12 protein-coding genes and 3 pseudogenes are annotated in these 16402 nt (G+C 60.7%); 9 read left to right on the forward strand and 6 right to left on the reverse strand.

Annotation, left to right across the window (positions count from 1 at the left end; all coding sequences use genetic code 11):
* Nucleotides 1-28 precede the first annotated feature (28 nt).
* The 8 genes and pseudogenes from LB551_RS28770 to LB551_RS28805 all read left to right on the forward strand — a co-directional run.
* Entirely contained in the window at nucleotides 29-1558 is a 1530-nt protein-coding gene (locus LB551_RS28770; RefSeq protein WP_140554240.1) for an ABC transporter substrate-binding protein, read from the forward strand.
* Nucleotides 1559-1625: 67 nt separating this feature from the next.
* On the forward strand, nucleotides 1626-3155 hold the full coding sequence (locus LB551_RS28775) for an FGGY-family carbohydrate kinase (protein ID WP_140554241.1): 1530 nt from the start codon (nucleotides 1626-1628) through the stop codon (nucleotides 3153-3155).
* Nucleotides 3148-4473 carry an iron-containing alcohol dehydrogenase gene (locus LB551_RS28780; protein WP_224661301.1) on the forward strand — a complete coding sequence of 442 codons (1326 nt, stop codon included), beginning with the start codon at nucleotides 3148-3150 and terminating at the stop codon, nucleotides 4471-4473. Before LB551_RS28775 ends, LB551_RS28780 begins: the two co-directional genes overlap by 8 nt.
* Nucleotides 4474-4550: 77 nt before the next feature.
* On the forward strand, nucleotides 4551-5633 hold the full coding sequence (locus LB551_RS28785) for an ABC transporter ATP-binding protein (protein ID WP_140554244.1): 1083 nt from the start codon (nucleotides 4551-4553) through the stop codon (nucleotides 5631-5633).
* The gene (locus tag LB551_RS28790; RefSeq protein WP_224661302.1) at nucleotides 5634-6689 is read left to right on the forward strand and encodes a hypothetical protein; all 1056 of its coding nucleotides are present in this window, start codon (nucleotides 5634-5636) and stop codon (nucleotides 6687-6689) included.
* Nucleotides 6690-6770: 81 nt separating this feature from the next.
* Nucleotides 6771-7769, forward strand: a complete 999-nt coding sequence (locus LB551_RS28795) for a sugar-binding transcriptional regulator (RefSeq protein WP_224628851.1) — start codon at nucleotides 6771-6773, stop codon at nucleotides 7767-7769.
* Nucleotides 7770-8073: 304 nt separating this feature from the next.
* Nucleotides 8074-8226: pseudogene (locus LB551_RS28800) on the forward strand (IS630 family transposase); the annotation flags it as partial.
* Between the two features lie 515 nt (nucleotides 8227-8741).
* Nucleotides 8742-8901: pseudogene (locus LB551_RS28805) on the forward strand (DUF779 domain-containing protein); the annotation flags it as partial.
* A 292-nt stretch (nucleotides 8902-9193) separates the two neighbouring features.
* Here the strand turns inward: LB551_RS28805 and LB551_RS28810 are convergent.
* The 5 genes from LB551_RS28810 to LB551_RS28830 form a co-directional block, all read right to left on the reverse strand.
* Nucleotides 9194-9835, reverse strand: coding sequence for an HD domain-containing protein (locus LB551_RS28810; protein WP_224661303.1), 642 nt, complete (start codon nucleotides 9833-9835; stop codon nucleotides 9194-9196).
* Between the two features lie 93 nt (nucleotides 9836-9928).
* Nucleotides 9929-10987, reverse strand: a complete 1059-nt coding sequence (locus LB551_RS28815) for a GlxA family transcriptional regulator (RefSeq protein ID WP_224661304.1) — start codon at nucleotides 10985-10987, stop codon at nucleotides 9929-9931.
* 223 nt (nucleotides 10988-11210) lie between these two features.
* On the reverse strand, nucleotides 11211-11633 hold the full coding sequence (locus tag LB551_RS28820) for a cupin domain-containing protein (RefSeq protein ID WP_224661314.1): 423 nt from the start codon (nucleotides 11631-11633) through the stop codon (nucleotides 11211-11213).
* Between the two features lie 84 nt (nucleotides 11634-11717).
* A complete protein-coding gene (locus tag LB551_RS28825) occupies nucleotides 11718-12368 on the reverse strand; it encodes an HD domain-containing protein (protein WP_224628846.1) in 651 nt (216 codons plus the stop codon).
* 80 nt (nucleotides 12369-12448) lie between these two features.
* The gene (locus LB551_RS28830; protein ID WP_224628845.1) at nucleotides 12449-13438 is read right to left on the reverse strand and encodes an NADP-dependent oxidoreductase; all 990 of its coding nucleotides are present in this window, start codon (nucleotides 13436-13438) and stop codon (nucleotides 12449-12451) included.
* Nucleotides 13439-13877: 439 nt separating this feature from the next.
* On the opposite strand from LB551_RS28830, the pseudogene istA reads away from it, so the two are divergent.
* Nucleotides 13878-14771: pseudogene (gene istA / locus LB551_RS28835) on the forward strand (IS21 family transposase); the annotation flags it as partial.
* A 46-nt stretch (nucleotides 14772-14817) separates the two neighbouring features.
* Here istA and LB551_RS28840 read toward each other — a convergent pair.
* A complete protein-coding gene (locus tag LB551_RS28840) occupies nucleotides 14818-16023 on the reverse strand; it encodes an autotransporter outer membrane beta-barrel domain-containing protein (RefSeq protein ID WP_224661305.1) in 1206 nt (401 codons plus the stop codon).
* Nucleotides 16024-16402: the final 379 nt, after the last annotated feature.

The raw sequence follows: 16402 nt of genomic DNA on the forward strand, positions 1-16402 counted from the left end.
ACGACAAAATCGCAACGGAGGAACGATCATGAGCTTCAGAGATCACGACAAGAAGACATTCGTCGCCGATACCTGCAACGACTTTACGGCGCGCCGAATAAGCAAACGCGACTTCATGAAGAAGATGGCGCTGGCTGGCGTTGGCTTTTCCGCCTTCGGGTCGGCCATGTTGGGTGGTGGCCGCTCACATCGCGGGGGGCTGGGCCTGGGCATCGAAGACGCCCGCGCCCAGGACACGGATATGTTGAAGTGGCTGGCCGATGTCGGCAAACCATATGCCGGCACGAAAATCCGCTACACTTCGGAAGCGACGCCGCCAACGATCGTGGCTAACCAGCTTGTGGCGGGTGAGTTCACCAAGGCAACCGGCATTGAGGTCGAGGTCGAGATCGTGCCGTTGGAGCAGGTTCTCGCCAAGGCTACGCAGGACGTACAGGGCCAGCTGGGCACATATGATGTCTACTATCTCGACCAGTCCTGGATGGCGACGTTTGCTCAGGATGTCATCGATCCGCGCGAATATTATGGCCAGAACAAAGAACTGGCGATGCCAAACTTCGATTGGGACGATTTCTCCAAGCCGCTTGTCGATGGCATCGCCATGTACAACGGCAAACAGTGCGGAATTCCCTTCGATATCCCGATCTTCATCCTGATGTACCGGAAGGATCTTTTCGACAAACACAATATCGCCTTGCCGACAGATCTCGACGCCTATCTCAAGGCGGTACAGGCTCTCACAGAGGCCGAAAAGGCCAATGGCATCTTTGGCACCGCGTGCCAGGCCAAGTCCGGCCACTATTCGCTCGAATGCGACTGGACGTTCGCACTCTGGGGGCATGGGGGTTCGATCTTCAACAAGGACAAGAAGTTTGTCGGGAATGACGAGCGTGGTGTGGCCGGGCTACAATTCTACCAGGAGCTGGTCAAGAACTCGCCGCCCTCCGCGACGACATGGACCTGGGACGGTCAGGGGCAGGCCCTGACACAGGGCCAGGCGGCCATGGCAATCACCTGGGGCGAGGATTTCCCCGGCTTCGATGCCAACGATTCCAAGGTCAAAGGCCTGTTCGAGGCCTTGCCCGCGCCCAAGGAGGTTCCTGGCCGTCGCGCCGCCGCCGATTGCGGCTTCAACGAAATTCCGGCCGTCGGCCACCAAGGTGGCTCGACGATCTCGTTGTCGCAATATTCCAAGAACAAGGAAGCGGCATGGCTGTTCATGCAGTGGGTCTGCTCGAAGGACGTGATGGCGCGGGTCTCGACGCTCGGCGGCGGCGCCTCGCCGATGCGCAATTCCTCCTTCACCGATCCTCGGGTCAAGGAGAAGGCCGTTGTTGGACCCGGAACGACACGCCATTTCGACGCGATCAAATACACCATCGACAACCAGATGGGGTCGGAGCCCGACATGCCGATTTGGGCTGATTTGTCGAACAATGACATCCCAGTTGAACTCGGCAAGCTGCTGACGGGCCAAGACTATGGTGGCAACGCCAAGGCATGCCTGGATGTCATTGCCGGTATCGTCGACGGCAAAGTCAAGGATGCCGGCCTTTAGCGGGATACTCCGGTGAGTTCGGCGATGGCGGTTTCGGCCGCCCTCGCCCTTTGGCAATGTGGCGGCAATGGTTCCGGATCTCGTTATCGGCATTGATTCCTCGACCTCGGCAACCAAGGCGATTGCCTGGGACCGCAACGGTCGCGCCGTGGCGGAGGGTCGTGCGTCGATTTCAATGTCCAACCCTCGTTCGGGCTATTTCGAACAGGATCCGGCTGAGTGGTGGGCCTCGACGGTGACAGCGCTCCGCACCGTGACGGCAACAGTTTCGCCCGGACGCATTGCGGGCCTTGCCATTTCCAACCAGCGCGAAAGCTTCGGCCTTTTCGACGAGCAGGGTGAGGCGATCGGGCCTGCGACGCTCTGGCTCGATGAGCGCGCCCGCCAGAAGGCGCACCGCTTCGGCGCGTCCTTCGGCGCGGCACGCATCCACGCAATATCCGGCAAGCCGCTGGACGTCATCCCTTGTCTCTATCGCATGATCTGGTTTCGCCAGGAGCAGCCCCAGACCTTTGCGCGCGTGGAGCGAATGGCCGAAGTGCATGGCTACCTGGTCTTTCGCTTGAGCGGCCGGTGGGTAACGTCGACCGCCTCCGCAGACCCGATGGGTGTGCTCGACATGCGAGCCATGGACTGGTCGGAGGACATACTGGACGCGGCCGGGGTCGCGCGACGTATGATGCTGGACCTGGCGCGGCCCGGCACCGTCTTGGGCCGAGTGACGTCGCAAGCCGCCATGCTGACGGGCTTGCGGGAGGGCACGCCGATCGTCGCTGGCGGCGGCGACGGTCAATGTGCCGGCACGGGCGCTGGTGTGTTGCAAGCGGGATGCGCCTACATAAACCTGGGCACGGCAGTCGTGTCCGGCAGCTTCGGCCTCGACTACGTCCATGACCCGGCCTTTCGCACCGAAACGGCGGTCGCCGACGCTGGATATATTTACGAAACGTGCCTTCGCGCCGGCACTTTTCTCGTCGATTGGATGACGCGCGAAATGCTTGGTGTCGATCTACATGGGTCCAGCGGCGCCCTGGAGACGCTCGAAGCCGAAGCCGCCGCCAGCCCGATCGGCGCAGGCGGCATAATGCTCCTGCCCTATTGGCAGGGCGTCATGGATCCGCACTGGGACAGTGCAGCCCGCGGTGTAATAGCCGGGCTTTCCGGCTCGAGCCGTCGCGGCGGTCTCTATCGCGCCGTGCTGGAAGGAATAGCGCTGCACCAAGCCGCGACAAGCCAGCGGGCCGCTTCCGCGGCTGGTCAGAACATCGACCGTTTCATAGCGATCGGCGGAGGAGCGAAGTCCGACCTGTGGATGCAGATTCTGGCGGATGCACTCAACCGTCCCATAAAACGGTCCACGACCGTGGAAGCCTCCTCGCTCGGCGCGGCAATGGCTGCGGCAAAGGGGGTGGGCTGGTTTTCCACGATCGCAGAAGCGTCGCTCACGATGGCCGCCGAACCCGCCAAGTCCTTCGAACCCGATGCCGGCCGTGCCAGCCGCTATGCCGAACTTCTTGCGATTCATACCGATCTTTGGCCAGCGCTTTCCGCTTGGAACCAGCGACTCGCGGCTTTCGCGGAGGCTGACCATGCCTGAAATGGTCAACTGGAACGCCCTGATCGAGGATGTTGTCGCAGGACGCTGGAAGGACCCCAACACAGGCGCGGCCGCTGACCTGCCGTTCCAAACGATCCAATTGCTGGAGACGACGGAGGGCCGCGAGGCGGATCTCGTTGCTCCTCTGACGCTGGGCAGCCGCATCGCTGTCGTATCCGACGCCAATACCGTCGAGGTGATGGGCCGGCGCGTCGCGAAGGCGCTGCGTTCCATCGCCCATGTCGACGAAATCGTGTTGCCTCAAGATCTCGACTGCGACGAGGCCACGATCCAGATGATCCGGGACAGAACGGGGCCCGCCGACGGTGTCGTGGCCGTGGGATCCGGGGTCCTCAACGACAGCTGCAAACAAGCGACCTTCCTTGACGACCGGCCTTATGCCGTCTTCGGCACGGCAGCGTCGATGAATGGCTATGGCGCCTCGACAGCGTCGGTGACCTTGGCGTCAGGGCTCAAAATCTCACTGCCCTCGCATGCTCCGCGCGGCATCTTCCTGGACCTTGGCATTTCAGCCGCGGCGCCGACCTGGCTCAGTGCGGCCGGACTTGGCGACAGCCTTTGCCGTTCCACCGCCCAGATTGATTGGTGGGCCTCGCATCGGCTGTTCGGCACCTACTATTCCGACGTGCCTTACCTACTGCAGGCGGGCGATGAGGAACCCATGCTGGCGCATGCGTCTGGCCTTGCCAGCCATGACATCACCGCGGTCGGGCACCTCCATCGCGTCTTGACGCTATGCTCGATGGGCGTCTGCTTCGCCGGCGTTTCCCATCCCGGCTCCATGGGAGAGCACCAAATCTCCCATTGGATCGACATGTTCGCGCGAGAGCATCATCCCGGCACCACTCATGGTCAGCAGGTTGGCGTTGCCTCGCTGGTCATGGCGCGTCTGCAAGCCTGGCTGATGGACAGGCAAGAGCCGCCACTCGCAAGGCCGACCGTTGTCGATGAGGCCGCTATGCTGGCCCGCTATGGGGCGCAACTGGGGCCACTTTGCATTGCCGAGATGAAGAAGACAGCACTCGATCGCAGCCAGACGGAAGCCTTCAATCGCAAACTTGGGGAAATCTGGCCGGCTCTGCGCCGCGAGCTTCGGCCGATGGCGATACCGGTTGCCCGCATGGAGGCGGCGCTCAAGGCTGCCGGAGGACCGCTCACCGGCGCAGAATTAGGCCTGCCGCGACAGCTTTGGCACGACGCCATCCGCTACTCGCGAGAAATCCGCGGTCGCTGGTCCTTTGTCAATCTGGCCGCCGATGCGGGACTCCTAGAAGAGTTCCTGGAGGGCGAATGGTGAACCGCATTGGATCGTTACCGGTGTCTCGCACGGCGAAGTGATAGCCAAGGGCAAGGGCAATCGAAGGAATCGCATCTATGGCGTCCGTCACCATCAACAACATCAGGAAAGAGTATGGCGCCATCGAGGTCATCCATGGGCTCGATCTTTCGATCGAAGATGGCCAGTTTGTCGTCTTGTTGGGACCGTCCGGCTGCGGCAAGTCCACTCTGTTGCGCATGATAGCCGGTCTTGAGCCAATCACGTCCGGTGGGATCGCCATAGGCGACAAGGTCGTCAACACTCTTCATCCCAAGGATCGAAACATCGCAATGGTCTTCCAGAATTACGCGCTTTACGCGCATATGACGGTCTTCGACAACATGGCCTTCTCCATGCAGTTGAAGAAACGGTCCAAGGAAGAGATCAAACAGAAGGTGGGATGGGCAGCCTCGATCCTCAACCTCACTCCCTACCTCGAACGGTATCCCCGCCAGCTCTCGGGCGGCCAGCGGCAGCGCGTTGCCATGGGCCGAGCCATCGTGCGAGATCCAACCGTATTCCTGTTTGACGAGCCGCTATCCAACCTCGACGCCAAACTGCGCGTGCAGATGCGGACTGAAATCAAGGAACTCCATCAGCGCCTGAAGACCACCACCGTGTATGTCACGCACGACCAGATCGAGGCTATGACCATGGCCGATATCATCGTCATCATGCGCGACGGCTACATCGAGCAGATGGGCCGGCCGCTCGATGTCTACGATCACCCGGCAAACCTCTTTGTCGCCTCCTTCATCGGCTCGCCTGCAATGAACTTGTTCCATGGCGAGGTGGCACCTGAGCGCGACGCCTGGGTGGTGCGATCCGACAAGCTGTCCCTCCCGCTGCCCCCGAAGGCTGCGGTCCACCCCGGGCAAAAGGTGATCTATGGCATTCGCCCCGAACATCTTCGACCGGTAGCAAACGGAAGCGGCATCGCAACGACAGTCAAAGTCGTGGAGCCGACTGGCCCCGAGATCCATATCTTTGCAAGCATGGGCGACATCGCGATCTGCTCGGTGCTGCATGACCGCATGGAACTCTCTCCCGGAGCGGTGATCCATTTGGAGCCCACCCCTGACCGAATCCACCTATTCGATCAAGACACCGGCAAACGGCTGGACAACGAGAGAAATTGAATGGCACGAATCGTTATCCTCGGCGCCGGCGTCATGGGCTCTGCCATGACTCTTCCGGCTGCTCACGCAGGTAACCGCATCACTCTCGTTGGCACCCATCTCGATGAGGAGATCATTGGCTCCGTGACGGGTACAGGTCGTCATCCGCGCCTCAACATCACTCTACCTGGCGCCGTAACAGCCTGTTCCTGGAGGGAATTCGGGGCAGCGATAAATGAGCAACCCGATCTGCTTGTACTCGGCGTCTCGTCGGCCGGCGTTCCCTGGGCGATCGACCGCATTGCGGAAAGCATCAAGTCGCCTGTGCCAATACTGATGATTACAAAAGGCCTCGCCGCGAGCGAGGCAGGCATTGAAATCCTGCCACATCAGCTTGCTCGCGAAATTGAACGACGCACCGCCCTGACGATCCCCGTAATGGCTGTTGGCGGACCGTGCATTGCGGGCGAACTGGCGGCACAGCGTGATACCTCAGTGATTGTGGCCGGGCACGACCCCGACCAGATCGCCAAGGCGTCTCACATGCTGCGAGCTCCTTTCTATCACGTGCGAGCGTCATCCGATCTCATCGGTGTCGAGATCTGCGCCGCTTTCAAGAATTTCTACACGCTTGCCGTTGGCGCTCCGGTCGGGCTGCTGGAGCACGACGACAAGGCGCCAAATGGTGCCCTCATGCACAATCTTGCCTCGTCGCTTTTTTCGCAATCGCTCGCCGAGATGGGCATTTTGGTCGAAGCGCTGGGCGGAAGAATCGAAACAGTGCAGGGATTGGCGGGCTCCGGTGATCTTTATGTGACCTGCCAAGCGGGCCGCAACGGCCGGATGGGACGCTTGCTTGGCCGCGGCCTGCCCTATTCCGTAGCCAAGCATGACCATATGAGTTCAGACACGGTCGAGGGGGCGCAACTGGCGCTGGATCTTGGCCAAACGTTGGAGAAAATGATGGCACAGGGTGCGCTTCCGGGCGATCGCCTGCCGCTCACGGCTGCCATCATCGACGCGATTTGCCATGATGCTCCGCTGGCCTTGTCCTTCGATCGCTATCACCGATGCTAAGAGCGATGCCAGAAAGTCATATCGATTCGGACACGGCGCCGCCGAGCCGTTCGTAGCCCGCGCAGTGGACAGAATGTTGTGATGGAGAAACCACCACGAAAAAAACGCGACGGCCGCCAGGCCGTATCCAACTCCGTTTCAACCGATCGCGAGGAAGGGCTCCTCGTCCGCGCCGCCTGGCTGGCTTATGTCGCAGACCTCACGCAAGCGCAAATCGCCAAGTCTCTTGGCCTAACCCGCCTTCGCGTCAACCGGATGCTGGCGCAGGCCCGCGAGCGGGGGATCGTTCAGATCCGCATCAATTCGAAGGTGGCGAACTGCATCGAGCTGGAGAACCGGTTGCGTCACAGCTACGGCGTCTCGGATCCGATCGTGGTTCCGACACCGCCCGATCCTGCTCTGCTACCACAAGTCATCGCAGCCGCCGCCGGGCAAGCCCTGTCGCTCAGGATCTGCGATGGGATATCGGTGGGCGTGGGGTGGGGTCGGACGCTCCAACTCAGCCTACGGTCGGTGACCGTACGTCCGGTCAAGGGGATGTCCGTCGTTTCCTTGCTCGGCGGCCTCACGCGCGGGTCGGCGATCAATATCTATGAGATGGCCTCCCGGCTCGCCGCGCTTTTCGAGGCGGAATGTTTCTACATCGCGGCACCGGTGTTCACCGATACCGAGGCCACGCGCGATCTGCTGATGCGCCAGTCTATCCTGGAAGATGCCTTTACCCATGCGCGCGACGTCGACGCCGCTTTTGTTTCGGTTGGCGCGGTGCACAAGGACGCCACCATCTTTCGGATCGGACTGATAGGCGAGGACGATCTCATATCGCTGCACGCAGCAGGCGCCGTCGGCGATATCTGCGGCCATTGGATCGATGCCGATGGGCAGCTCGTCGATCACCCGCTCAACCATCGTGTGATCGGCCTCGCCCCGCAAAACCTGCGCGACATCGAAACCGTGATCCTGCCCTCCGGTGGCCTCGACAAGGTCCCGGTGTTGCGCGCCGTGCTGCGTCTCGGTGTCGTCGATGTTTTGATCACCGACGAGCAAACCGCTGAGGCAATCCTTGCAGAAAAGCCATAGCGCAAATCTGCCAGCAGCTGCGCCCTCGAGGATAAGAAGCGACGAGGTAGTCATGCGCAAAGTTGCGATGCCGACTGCATCATGCGTCGGGCAAGCCAACTCGTTTCGGTCGACAAACGTTTCGGTACATCTCGGTCGCTACGCGTTGCTAGACTAAGCGCGTCGCTGGGCAGTCGCGGCTGCACGTTCAAACATGGTTTGGAGCAGGACCGGCCAGACACCCCGAAGCGACGCCGCCTCGGCCCATGGTTAGCCCGAACTCTATCCCGTCCGGTTCGCCTCCGCTGACGCGGCCTGTCAAATCAAGATGGGGCTGCTGGGGCGCGCTCCACGCGGCGAGCGCTGTCGGGCCGGCCTGTACCATGGCCCCTGGAAGACCACCACTTTCATCAGGGCGCTGCGGCTGACCGGCATGACCGCGCAGTTCGACTATGATGGCGCCATGAACGGCGGCGTCACACGCCCTTAGCGACGTTCTCGATCAGCCTGACGACCAAATTGCGAAACCTCTCCGGAGACCTATCCCCGATGTTTCCAACAGCCTCGGCTACCATACCAGGTGAGGAAACCGACACCTCGCCACTTAGCTGGACGTTGACCGTGAATGCCCTTTTGGCTGTCTTTTTCAATCCTGGCTATCGGTAGAGTCGGAACCGAACAGAGGGCATTAACACTCGGCCCCGGCGGCGCGGTGCGGTATCTATGTCGATGGTCATCTCGCCCGCCACCTCTGCCTTGGCCGCTTCCAACGACGCAACCACGACATCGTTTAGCCAAGCCCTGGCTTGGGTGCCAAAGTCCGCCATCGAAGCATTCCCATCCTCCTCTTGCTCGCGGGGGGCTGTCTTGCCGCGCTCAAGGGCTTCTTTGAACCTATTCATCCCAATCGCCTCCGACTTGTCTGCGCATGAAGCTGATCCTCAGATCGGCGACTGTGCGGCCATTCAATAGAACGCATGCTGTCGGTGTACGTTGCGCGGGCTGGCTCCTGCGGTCGAGGCGCTCGAGATCATCGCCGATCACCGCCCGGTGCTGTTCCACCAGTCCGGCTGGCTGCTGCGACGGGTCTTCGCGGATGTGCTATCCGTGTGGCGATTTCATCATCGGCGAAGATGATGTCAGGCTGCGCGAATCGGCCACACGGCGGTGTGTTCGGAAGCGCAGCGGCGCCAAGGCAGGACCGTCGTCGAGCTGCAGCGCACGGGCACGTCCGCCTAGCCTTCTAGGCATCCTCACAGGTCAGGGAGGATCCAGCATGCGGCAGTCCAGCTGTCGCTCCTCGCCGATTTTAAAGATCCGGGTGAAGCCGCCGACGGACCGGTTTGGTCATAAATATGCAGCGGTAAGCACCCATCCAACCTCAACCGCGGCCGCCGTTGGCAGTGCCGGAACAACGTTGATGGTGGCCTATTTCCCGTGAGGCGTCAGTTCGGCCAAGCTGAGCCGAGGATGATCGAGCAGAAATTCTGGCGGACGTAGTCCATGTCCTTCAGCGCCAGCACGTCCGCTTTCACGTTCCCGAACGTGGTGTGCGGTTTCTTGATAATGCCATTGGCGAAGTGGTCTATGATGTTTTCCTTGAAGTTTGTCTCGCGCGGGTGATGGACGCAGACATGGTCGCGCTGTTCATGCGTGAAGTCGTGGTAGGCGATGCCAAGCACGTCCATTTCCACACCGGCGGTAACCAGCGCGATGGTGGGACGCATATGCTCGGGGATGCCGGGCGTGGTGTGGAGCGCGATTGCAGTCCAGACGTCCTCAACGTCATGCTCCGGCACGCCGTAGCTCTTCATGAACTCGCGTGCGGCATTGGCGCCGTCCACCTCGAAGCGCAGGTCAGGGCTCGCAAATTTCTCCATCAGTCCCATGTCGTGGAACATGGCGCCTAGGTAAAGTAGCTCCGGATCATACTTCAGGCCGCGGCGCTCGCCAGTGAGCGCGCCCCAGAAGAAGACGCGGCGACTATGGTTGTAGAGTAGGTCGTCTTCCGTATCGCGCACGAGCTGCGTGGCGGCCCGCGCGATAGCGCTGTCAGGCAGACGGATGCCGGCGATGATCTCAGTCACGGAACGCTCTCCTTGGTGGGGTAACGGGCAGGTCGGGCTCGGCGGTATTACGCAACTGAGCCCTGCGTCGGACAATGAACAGTATCCTGCGGATCAGGACAGCCGTGCGTCGTTTCCTGACAAATGCCAGTCTGAGCCTTCGCGACCGGAGCGCAATGATTTCTCGTCGGATGATTCCGGGATCTGGTCAGACCGCCGGAAGCTGGCGCGATATTGGATAGGGGTGACCCCAAGACGAGTACTGAAGACGATCCTCATGCGGTCCACCGACCCGAACCCGCAATCGAAAGCGACGGCCTTCAGCGGCCGGTCGCTTCCTTCCAGCATCATGCGCGCCGCGTCGACGCGGGCGCGCTCGGTGAACTCGTGCGGTGTAATCCCGGCTGCCTGCACGAAATGTCGCGCCAAATTCCGGGGGCTCATGCCGACGGCAGCAGCAAGCGACTCCAGCGTGTGACGATCCCTGATGTTTGCCATGACGTGGTCTTGGACGCGTGCGATCGGCGCCCCCGGATCGGCGGGTGCTGTGAGATAGGGACTGAACTGCGACTGTCCGCCCTGACGTTGGGCAACCACAATCAGCCGCTTGGCGATCTTGAGCGCGGTTTCCGCACCGTGCCGCTGCCCGACAAGCGCTAAGCCCAAATCTATCCCCGCAGTCACACCAGCCGCGGTGATCAGCCGTCCATCGCGGACATAGATCAAATCCGGTTCGACTTTTGCTTTCGGGAACCTGGCTGCCAGCGCTTGTGCATCCTGCCAATGGGTCGTGACACGCCGATCATCCAACAGACCCGCATAGCCAAGGACAAAAGCCCCGGTGCAGATGGATCCATAAACGCTCGAGCGCCAGGGCAACTCCTTGACCCACCGAACCAGGCACGCTTCTGGCTCCATTTCGGGTGGCGTCGGAGCGCCGGCCACCAGAATGATGTCGAAGCCTCCCGCCGCCTCGTCGAAGGTTCGGTCCGCCATTATCTGAATGCCGTTCGAGGCGCGCAACGGGTTGCGGTGCGCAGCGACCAATACTGTTTCGTAGCGGTCGGCACTGTCGACAAACGTGTTCGCCTCGCTGAACACATCCATCGGCCCCGCCACGTCCAGGGCTTGGACCCCCTCATAGACGACGATCGCTACCGCTTGTACCGGCACCTCTTACTACCTCTCCAGTCTAGTGCCTTATCATGTAGCTAGTCCCGACACTGATAAAGGCCTGGCGCGGTCTCGAAGCAACAGAACGAACATCCATCCGGGACTGATCACCTCGGTTTCCGGGCCACGATGTCTACTGATCGAGTTTGCTCTCCCAACCGCCAACTGAGGGGCCCTTACAGCTCCCAGAAATTGTCGAGGCGACGGGCAGTTAGTCGCACCACTATTGCGATCCCGGCGCCTTGTCCGGTGTCGTCAATGGATCGTCCTTGGAATTGACAATGAAGAATGCCAGCAAGCTGGCCGGGTCCTTGTCGCTCGCATTCTCGCTGATCCTGTGATGCGAGCCGGGCATTTCGTAGAAGCCTTCGCCCGCTCGATAGACCTTTGTGGGGTCATCGCCGACCTGGCTGCGGATCGCCCCGGATAGCACATAGGCGTAGATAAATGCCGACCCTGCATGGTGATGAGCCAGCGATTTGCCCCCGGGAGGATAATCTACCTTCACCGCAACTATTCTCTTTCCTTCGACATTTGGGAGGGGATGCTGGAAGACGACGCTAACTTGCTCCCGGTCCTGCGCAGGGGCCGACGAAACGCGCAGAGCTATTGCTGCCGCAACCAGCATAACGGAGGCCGCTCGCACTGCTCCCCTTATTACTTCCACCTTCACACCTGGGCGATCCGACAGTGCACTAGTGCTGAGCTTATTGATCGACATCGTCACGCCTCATTTTGTTGAGTGTTGGACTACGGTATCGGGGAACGGAGATGCAGCGATCAAGTCGCACGCGTTGGGGCTCTTGAATCCCGGCATGAAACGCTCGCAGAAGCCGGCATTGACGGTGCCATAGGTAGTCGCGGGCTTGTGTGCAAACCCGGCAAAATACTCCTGAATAAAGCCTTCTTTGAAATTTATTCGTGGGTACTTAGCGACGATTTCCCCGCGCAGCTCGGCAGGAAATTGGTCGAACCCCACTCCCAGCACATCGAGAAGAACCCCTGAATTGAGGAGCGCCACTTCGGAGCGCATATATTTAGGGATGCCAGGAGTGGTATGCAGGGCGATGGCTTCCCACACAGTCTGCACCTGACCTTCGGCGACGTTGTGGGCGCTGAGGAACTGTCGGGCGGCATTGGCGCTATCGACCTCGAAGCGTTCGTCCGGGCTCGAGAACTTGCTGAGCAGGCCGAGATCGTGAAAGGCGGCGGCCACATACAGGAGTTCAGGATCGAAAGGCAGTTTCCGCTGGCGGCCCTGCTCAGCCGCAAACAGATACACACGCATCGAGTGATTGAAGAGCAAATCGGTGGAGTGCTCGCGCAGGATGTCTGTCGCCTCTCTTGCGAGCAACGAATCGGGAATGATGTTGGCGGTCATTGTTCGCCCTTTCAAAGGCAATCATGGGGCTCGGCCGCGCACATCTGCGCTCGCGAGCGCAACGCGGAGGCTTTGATCGATCAATTCGCTCCGACGGCTAGGACGATCTTTCCCTTCGGCTGAGGCCGCACGCGCTCTAGCATCAAATGAGCCTCGCGCGCGTCCGTGAGAGGTAAGACTGCCCCCACCTTCGTTCGTAATTTTCCACCATCGAGGAGACGAGCGATTTCTGCCAGATTCTGGCTTGTGACGTTGACCAGAAAGAAGGCGGCTTCAACGCCATGCTGTACTGCAAGTTGCTGATCCGGCTTTGACACCGCCGAAATCAGCTTGCCGCCTCGACGAAGGACCTGGAACGACCGGTCTTGTGTTTCGCCACCGACCAGATCAATTACGGCGTCGGCGTCCCGCACTTCTTCCTCAAAGCGTTGCGTCCGGTAATCAATAATCGTGTTCGCGCCGAGCTCGCGCGCCAAGGAAATCTCATCCGCACCCACTGTTACGATCGTTTGCACACCCGCGTTGTGGGCCAATTGAACGGCGTACGACCCGACATTTCCCGCCGCCCCGTGAATGACCACCGTTTGACCGGCCTTGAGTTGGGCGCGATCGAACAACGCCTGCCAAGCCGTGACCGAAACGACAGGAACGGAGGCGGCTTCAATGTGGGTTAGCGAGGCTGGCTTATTCGAGACCATCGCCGCGGAAGCCAAAGCGTACTCGGCGTAGGCTCCGACAAACCGCGGATTTGTAACACCATAAACCTGATCACCCACGCACAGTTTGGAAACTCCAGAGCCCGTGACCGCGATTTCACCTGAAAAATCCGAGCCCAAAACGAGAGGAAGCGGTTGCGGCAGGGCGCTCTTTCCGGCTCGGATCCAACCATCCCAGGGACCGACCCCAACGGCACCAACCTTGATCAGAACTTCGTCAGGACCGGGCTCAGGCAGCGGGACGCGCTCGAACCTCATGACCTCCGGCCCCCCAAACTCGTGTACGCGCCAAGCCATCATCGTTGAATGAATTTGCTCCCCATCAGCCTGAGGAACGATGCTGCTGCGGGTCATCTCGTTCTCCTTGCACTCACTTTGTCATGACCACCGTCGACCGCCGGAGAGATGTTGCCAACTACGGCCCAGTTGCCCTCCTCGGCCAACCCGAGGGCAATGCCACGAACGCGATGCTCCGCGTCGCGGCGCTCCCGGCAACCGCATGACGACTGACCCAGGCTCTTGCGCGAGCGGACCGCCTGAGCGATGGTGCCAGCGGCTGCCACCTCGGTCGCCAGCAGGGCGATTGTCGGTTGGCATGTCGAATGTAGCAACAGAGCCCTGCCCTCGACCAGGAACGCGATCCTATGAATCAGGACAGCCGTGCGTCGTTTCCTGACAAGGCTGTTGATTGCCACTGAGAACTGACCCGGCAACACAGGATATTTCCACCGAGAATTGACCCATGTTTGAACCTTGCCCTGCGTTTTTCAGCGGGGGCTACGGAGTGATCGACATGGCATTACTGAGCGTGATCCGACGCTGGCATTTTCGAGAGCATTTATCGATCCGAGAGATTAGCCGTAGGACCGGCCTGTCTCGGAATACGGTGCGCAAATACCTGCGGGTGGACGAGGTGGAGCCGAAGTTCAAGGTTCCAGAGCGACCGAGCAGGCTTGACGCATTTGCCGACCGCTTGTCAGCCTGGCTGAGGGCGGAGGCCAAAAAGAACCGCAAACAGAAATGCACGATCAAGCAGCTTCATGCCGATCTGCTGAGCCTTGGCTATGAGGGGTCATACGGTCGTGTTGAGGCTTTCGCTCGGGAGTGGAAAGCTGATCTGCAGAGGGAGTTACAGACGACAGGGCGCGGGACATTCGTCCCGCTTTCGTTCGATCCTGGTGAAGCGTTCCAGTTCGACTGGTCCGAGGACTGGGCAATCATCGGCCATGAACGTACCAAGCTGCAGGTGGCCCATAGCAAGCTCAGCTACTCCAGGGCCTTCATCGTCCGGGCCTATCTGTTGCAGTCGCATGAGATGCTGTTCGACGCCCATAATCATGCCTTCCGTGTCTTTGGCGGCGTTCTCCGGCGCGGCATCTACGACAAAATGCGAACAGCAATCGACAAGGTCGGCCGCGGAAAGGAGCGCGACGTCAATGTCCGCTTCATGGCAATGGCCAGCCACTATCTCTTTGAGCCTGAGTTCTGCAATCCGGCCTCTGGCTGGGAGAAGGGACAGGTCGAGAAGAACGTACAGGATGCGCATCATCGGTTCTTTCAACCGGTTCCACGCTTTCCATCACTGGAAGCCCTGAACGACTGGCTGGAGCTTCGATGCAAGGAGTTTTGGCACAAAACCCCGCATGGAAAAATGCGCGGCAGCATTGCCGATGTCTGGGCTGAGGAAGCCCGGGGCTTGCAAGGCCGTTGGAGTTGCCGGCGGCCCTGCACCATCAGAACTTCACACCAAGATTGACCCTGGCGCTGTTGTCGACGCTACCGCCGCCGAACTGACCCGAATAGGACAGGCCGAGTATGGCATTGGCCGCCATCTTCAGGTCTAAGCCGGCCTCGATGATTGCGGTGTCCCCGGTGATCGGTACGCCGGCGATGGTGAATTGATCGCCGCCGGCAAAGGCGAGCGTCGACTGCGGCGCGGAGTCGCCGAACGCATGGCGCCAGCCTAGCCTGCCGCGTGCTGTGGCGTTGATGCCGCCAAGCGCGACATCGGTCGAGCCGCGCACGCCGAGCGTTGTGAAGGTGGCGTCGGTGGTCGAACCGGCGCTGGTCAGGGCCGCATCCCCGCCTGTCTCGCTGGAGCCGTCAGTGTGGACGCTGACATAGGCGAGATCGGCGAACGGCTCCAACTCGAATTGTCCAGCATCGGCCTTGTAGACGAGTTCGCCGAAGACCTGCGCCGTGCCGGCATCGTAGTCGGCCGAGAGCCCATCCGTGAAGCCATTGAAAGCAACCGAGCGCTGTGTCGAAAGACTGCTCCAGGAGTAGGCCGCCCCGGCGCGGAAGGCGACGGCGCCCCAATTGGTGCCGCCATAGAGGCCAAGATGATAGCTGTCGCTCTTCGAGGCCGAACCGCCTCCTTCGCCACTGGGGCCTCCATTCGGACCGCCGCCGTCGCCGGCTGCATTTGAAAGCTCTACGCCACCATCGCCGACCAGGCCACCGCCACCAGGCCCGCCCTGATTGGTGACTAAACCGGTCGGCCCCTCGCCGCCTTTGGCCTTATTGTCGGAGAGGTCTACATCGCTGACCGTGACCGTTGCCCCAGCATTGATAAACAGAGCCCCGCCCAGTCCGGCTCCTCCGCCACCGCCATAGATGCTGGTACCGCCTTGGGCCAGCGCATTCGAGATGGTCAGGTTTTCCACCCGCACAGTACCGGACGTCACGAAAAGCCCGCGATAATCGCCGCCGCCAGAGAGCGTGTGGCCGCCGCCTGAGATCGTCACATCGCTGTGCACCTCAGGCAGATTGCCGCCGCCACCCGCCGTCAAGGTGATGTCGTTCGACAATATGATGGTGTCGCCGTTTGCCTGGGTGGCCAACGCCGATCGCAGTTCGGCCTCATTGCCCACCAGGTAGTCCGCGGCAAAGGCGGAGCTCGTTGCCATGCCGGCCAGGATCAAGGCCGTGGACGCCATCCACTTCGTACGCCTGAGCGACCGGCTTGTGTTTGCGGTTGCACGCATTTCCATTTGATCCCCGACGCCCGAAGGTACATTGCGAGGCTCGGTCCTTGAGTGTCCGCGACGCAGTGGCCGGAAGGTGACGGAATGAGTTTTGGTGAACAGTCGTCATTTGACGACATCGGGGCCGGTTACTGGCACCTGTTGCCTTGGCGCAACATCATCGCCGGTGGCCGGCTACCATCCTGTTTGCTTTTATGGATACGCTGCAGAATTACACAAGCCGCGTCGGCTCGCTCCTTCGGTCGGCCGGTCAGATGCTGGCCGCCCGGTGAAGCCGGCGTCTCCATCTCGCAATCCCAGACGTCCATGCGTTTGTCGGGTCGAGTACGCA

The organism is Mesorhizobium sp. BR1-1-2, assembly GCF_020165435.1.
Classification (GTDB): Bacteria; Pseudomonadota; Alphaproteobacteria; order Rhizobiales; family Rhizobiaceae; genus Mesorhizobium.

Bases quoted from the DNA above. Each gene is read 5' to 3' on its own strand.
- LB551_RS28770 (WP_140554240.1), top strand. From the start codon at position 29: ATGAGCTTCAGAGATCACGACAAGAAGACATTCGTCGCCGATACCTGC.
- LB551_RS28840 (WP_224661305.1), bottom strand. From the start codon at position 16,023: ATGGCGTCCACGGCCTTGATCCTGGCCGGCATGGCAACGAGCTCCGCC.
- LB551_RS28795 (WP_224628851.1), top strand. From the start codon at position 6,771: ATGGAGAAACCACCACGAAAAAAACGCGACGGCCGCCAGGCCGTATCC.
- LB551_RS28790 (WP_224661302.1), top strand. From the start codon at position 5,634: ATGGCACGAATCGTTATCCTCGGCGCCGGCGTCATGGGCTCTGCCATG.
- LB551_RS28775 (WP_140554241.1), top strand. From the start codon at position 1,626: ATGGTTCCGGATCTCGTTATCGGCATTGATTCCTCGACCTCGGCAACC.
- LB551_RS28825 (WP_224628846.1), bottom strand. From the start codon at position 12,368: ATGACCGCCAACATCATTCCCGATTCGTTGCTCGCAAGAGAGGCGACA.
- LB551_RS28830 (WP_224628845.1), bottom strand. From the start codon at position 13,438: ATGACCCGCAGCAGCATCGTTCCTCAGGCTGATGGGGAGCAAATTCAT.
- LB551_RS28780 (WP_224661301.1), top strand. From the start codon at position 3,148: ATGCCTGAAATGGTCAACTGGAACGCCCTGATCGAGGATGTTGTCGCA.
- LB551_RS28785 (WP_140554244.1), top strand. From the start codon at position 4,551: ATGGCGTCCGTCACCATCAACAACATCAGGAAAGAGTATGGCGCCATC.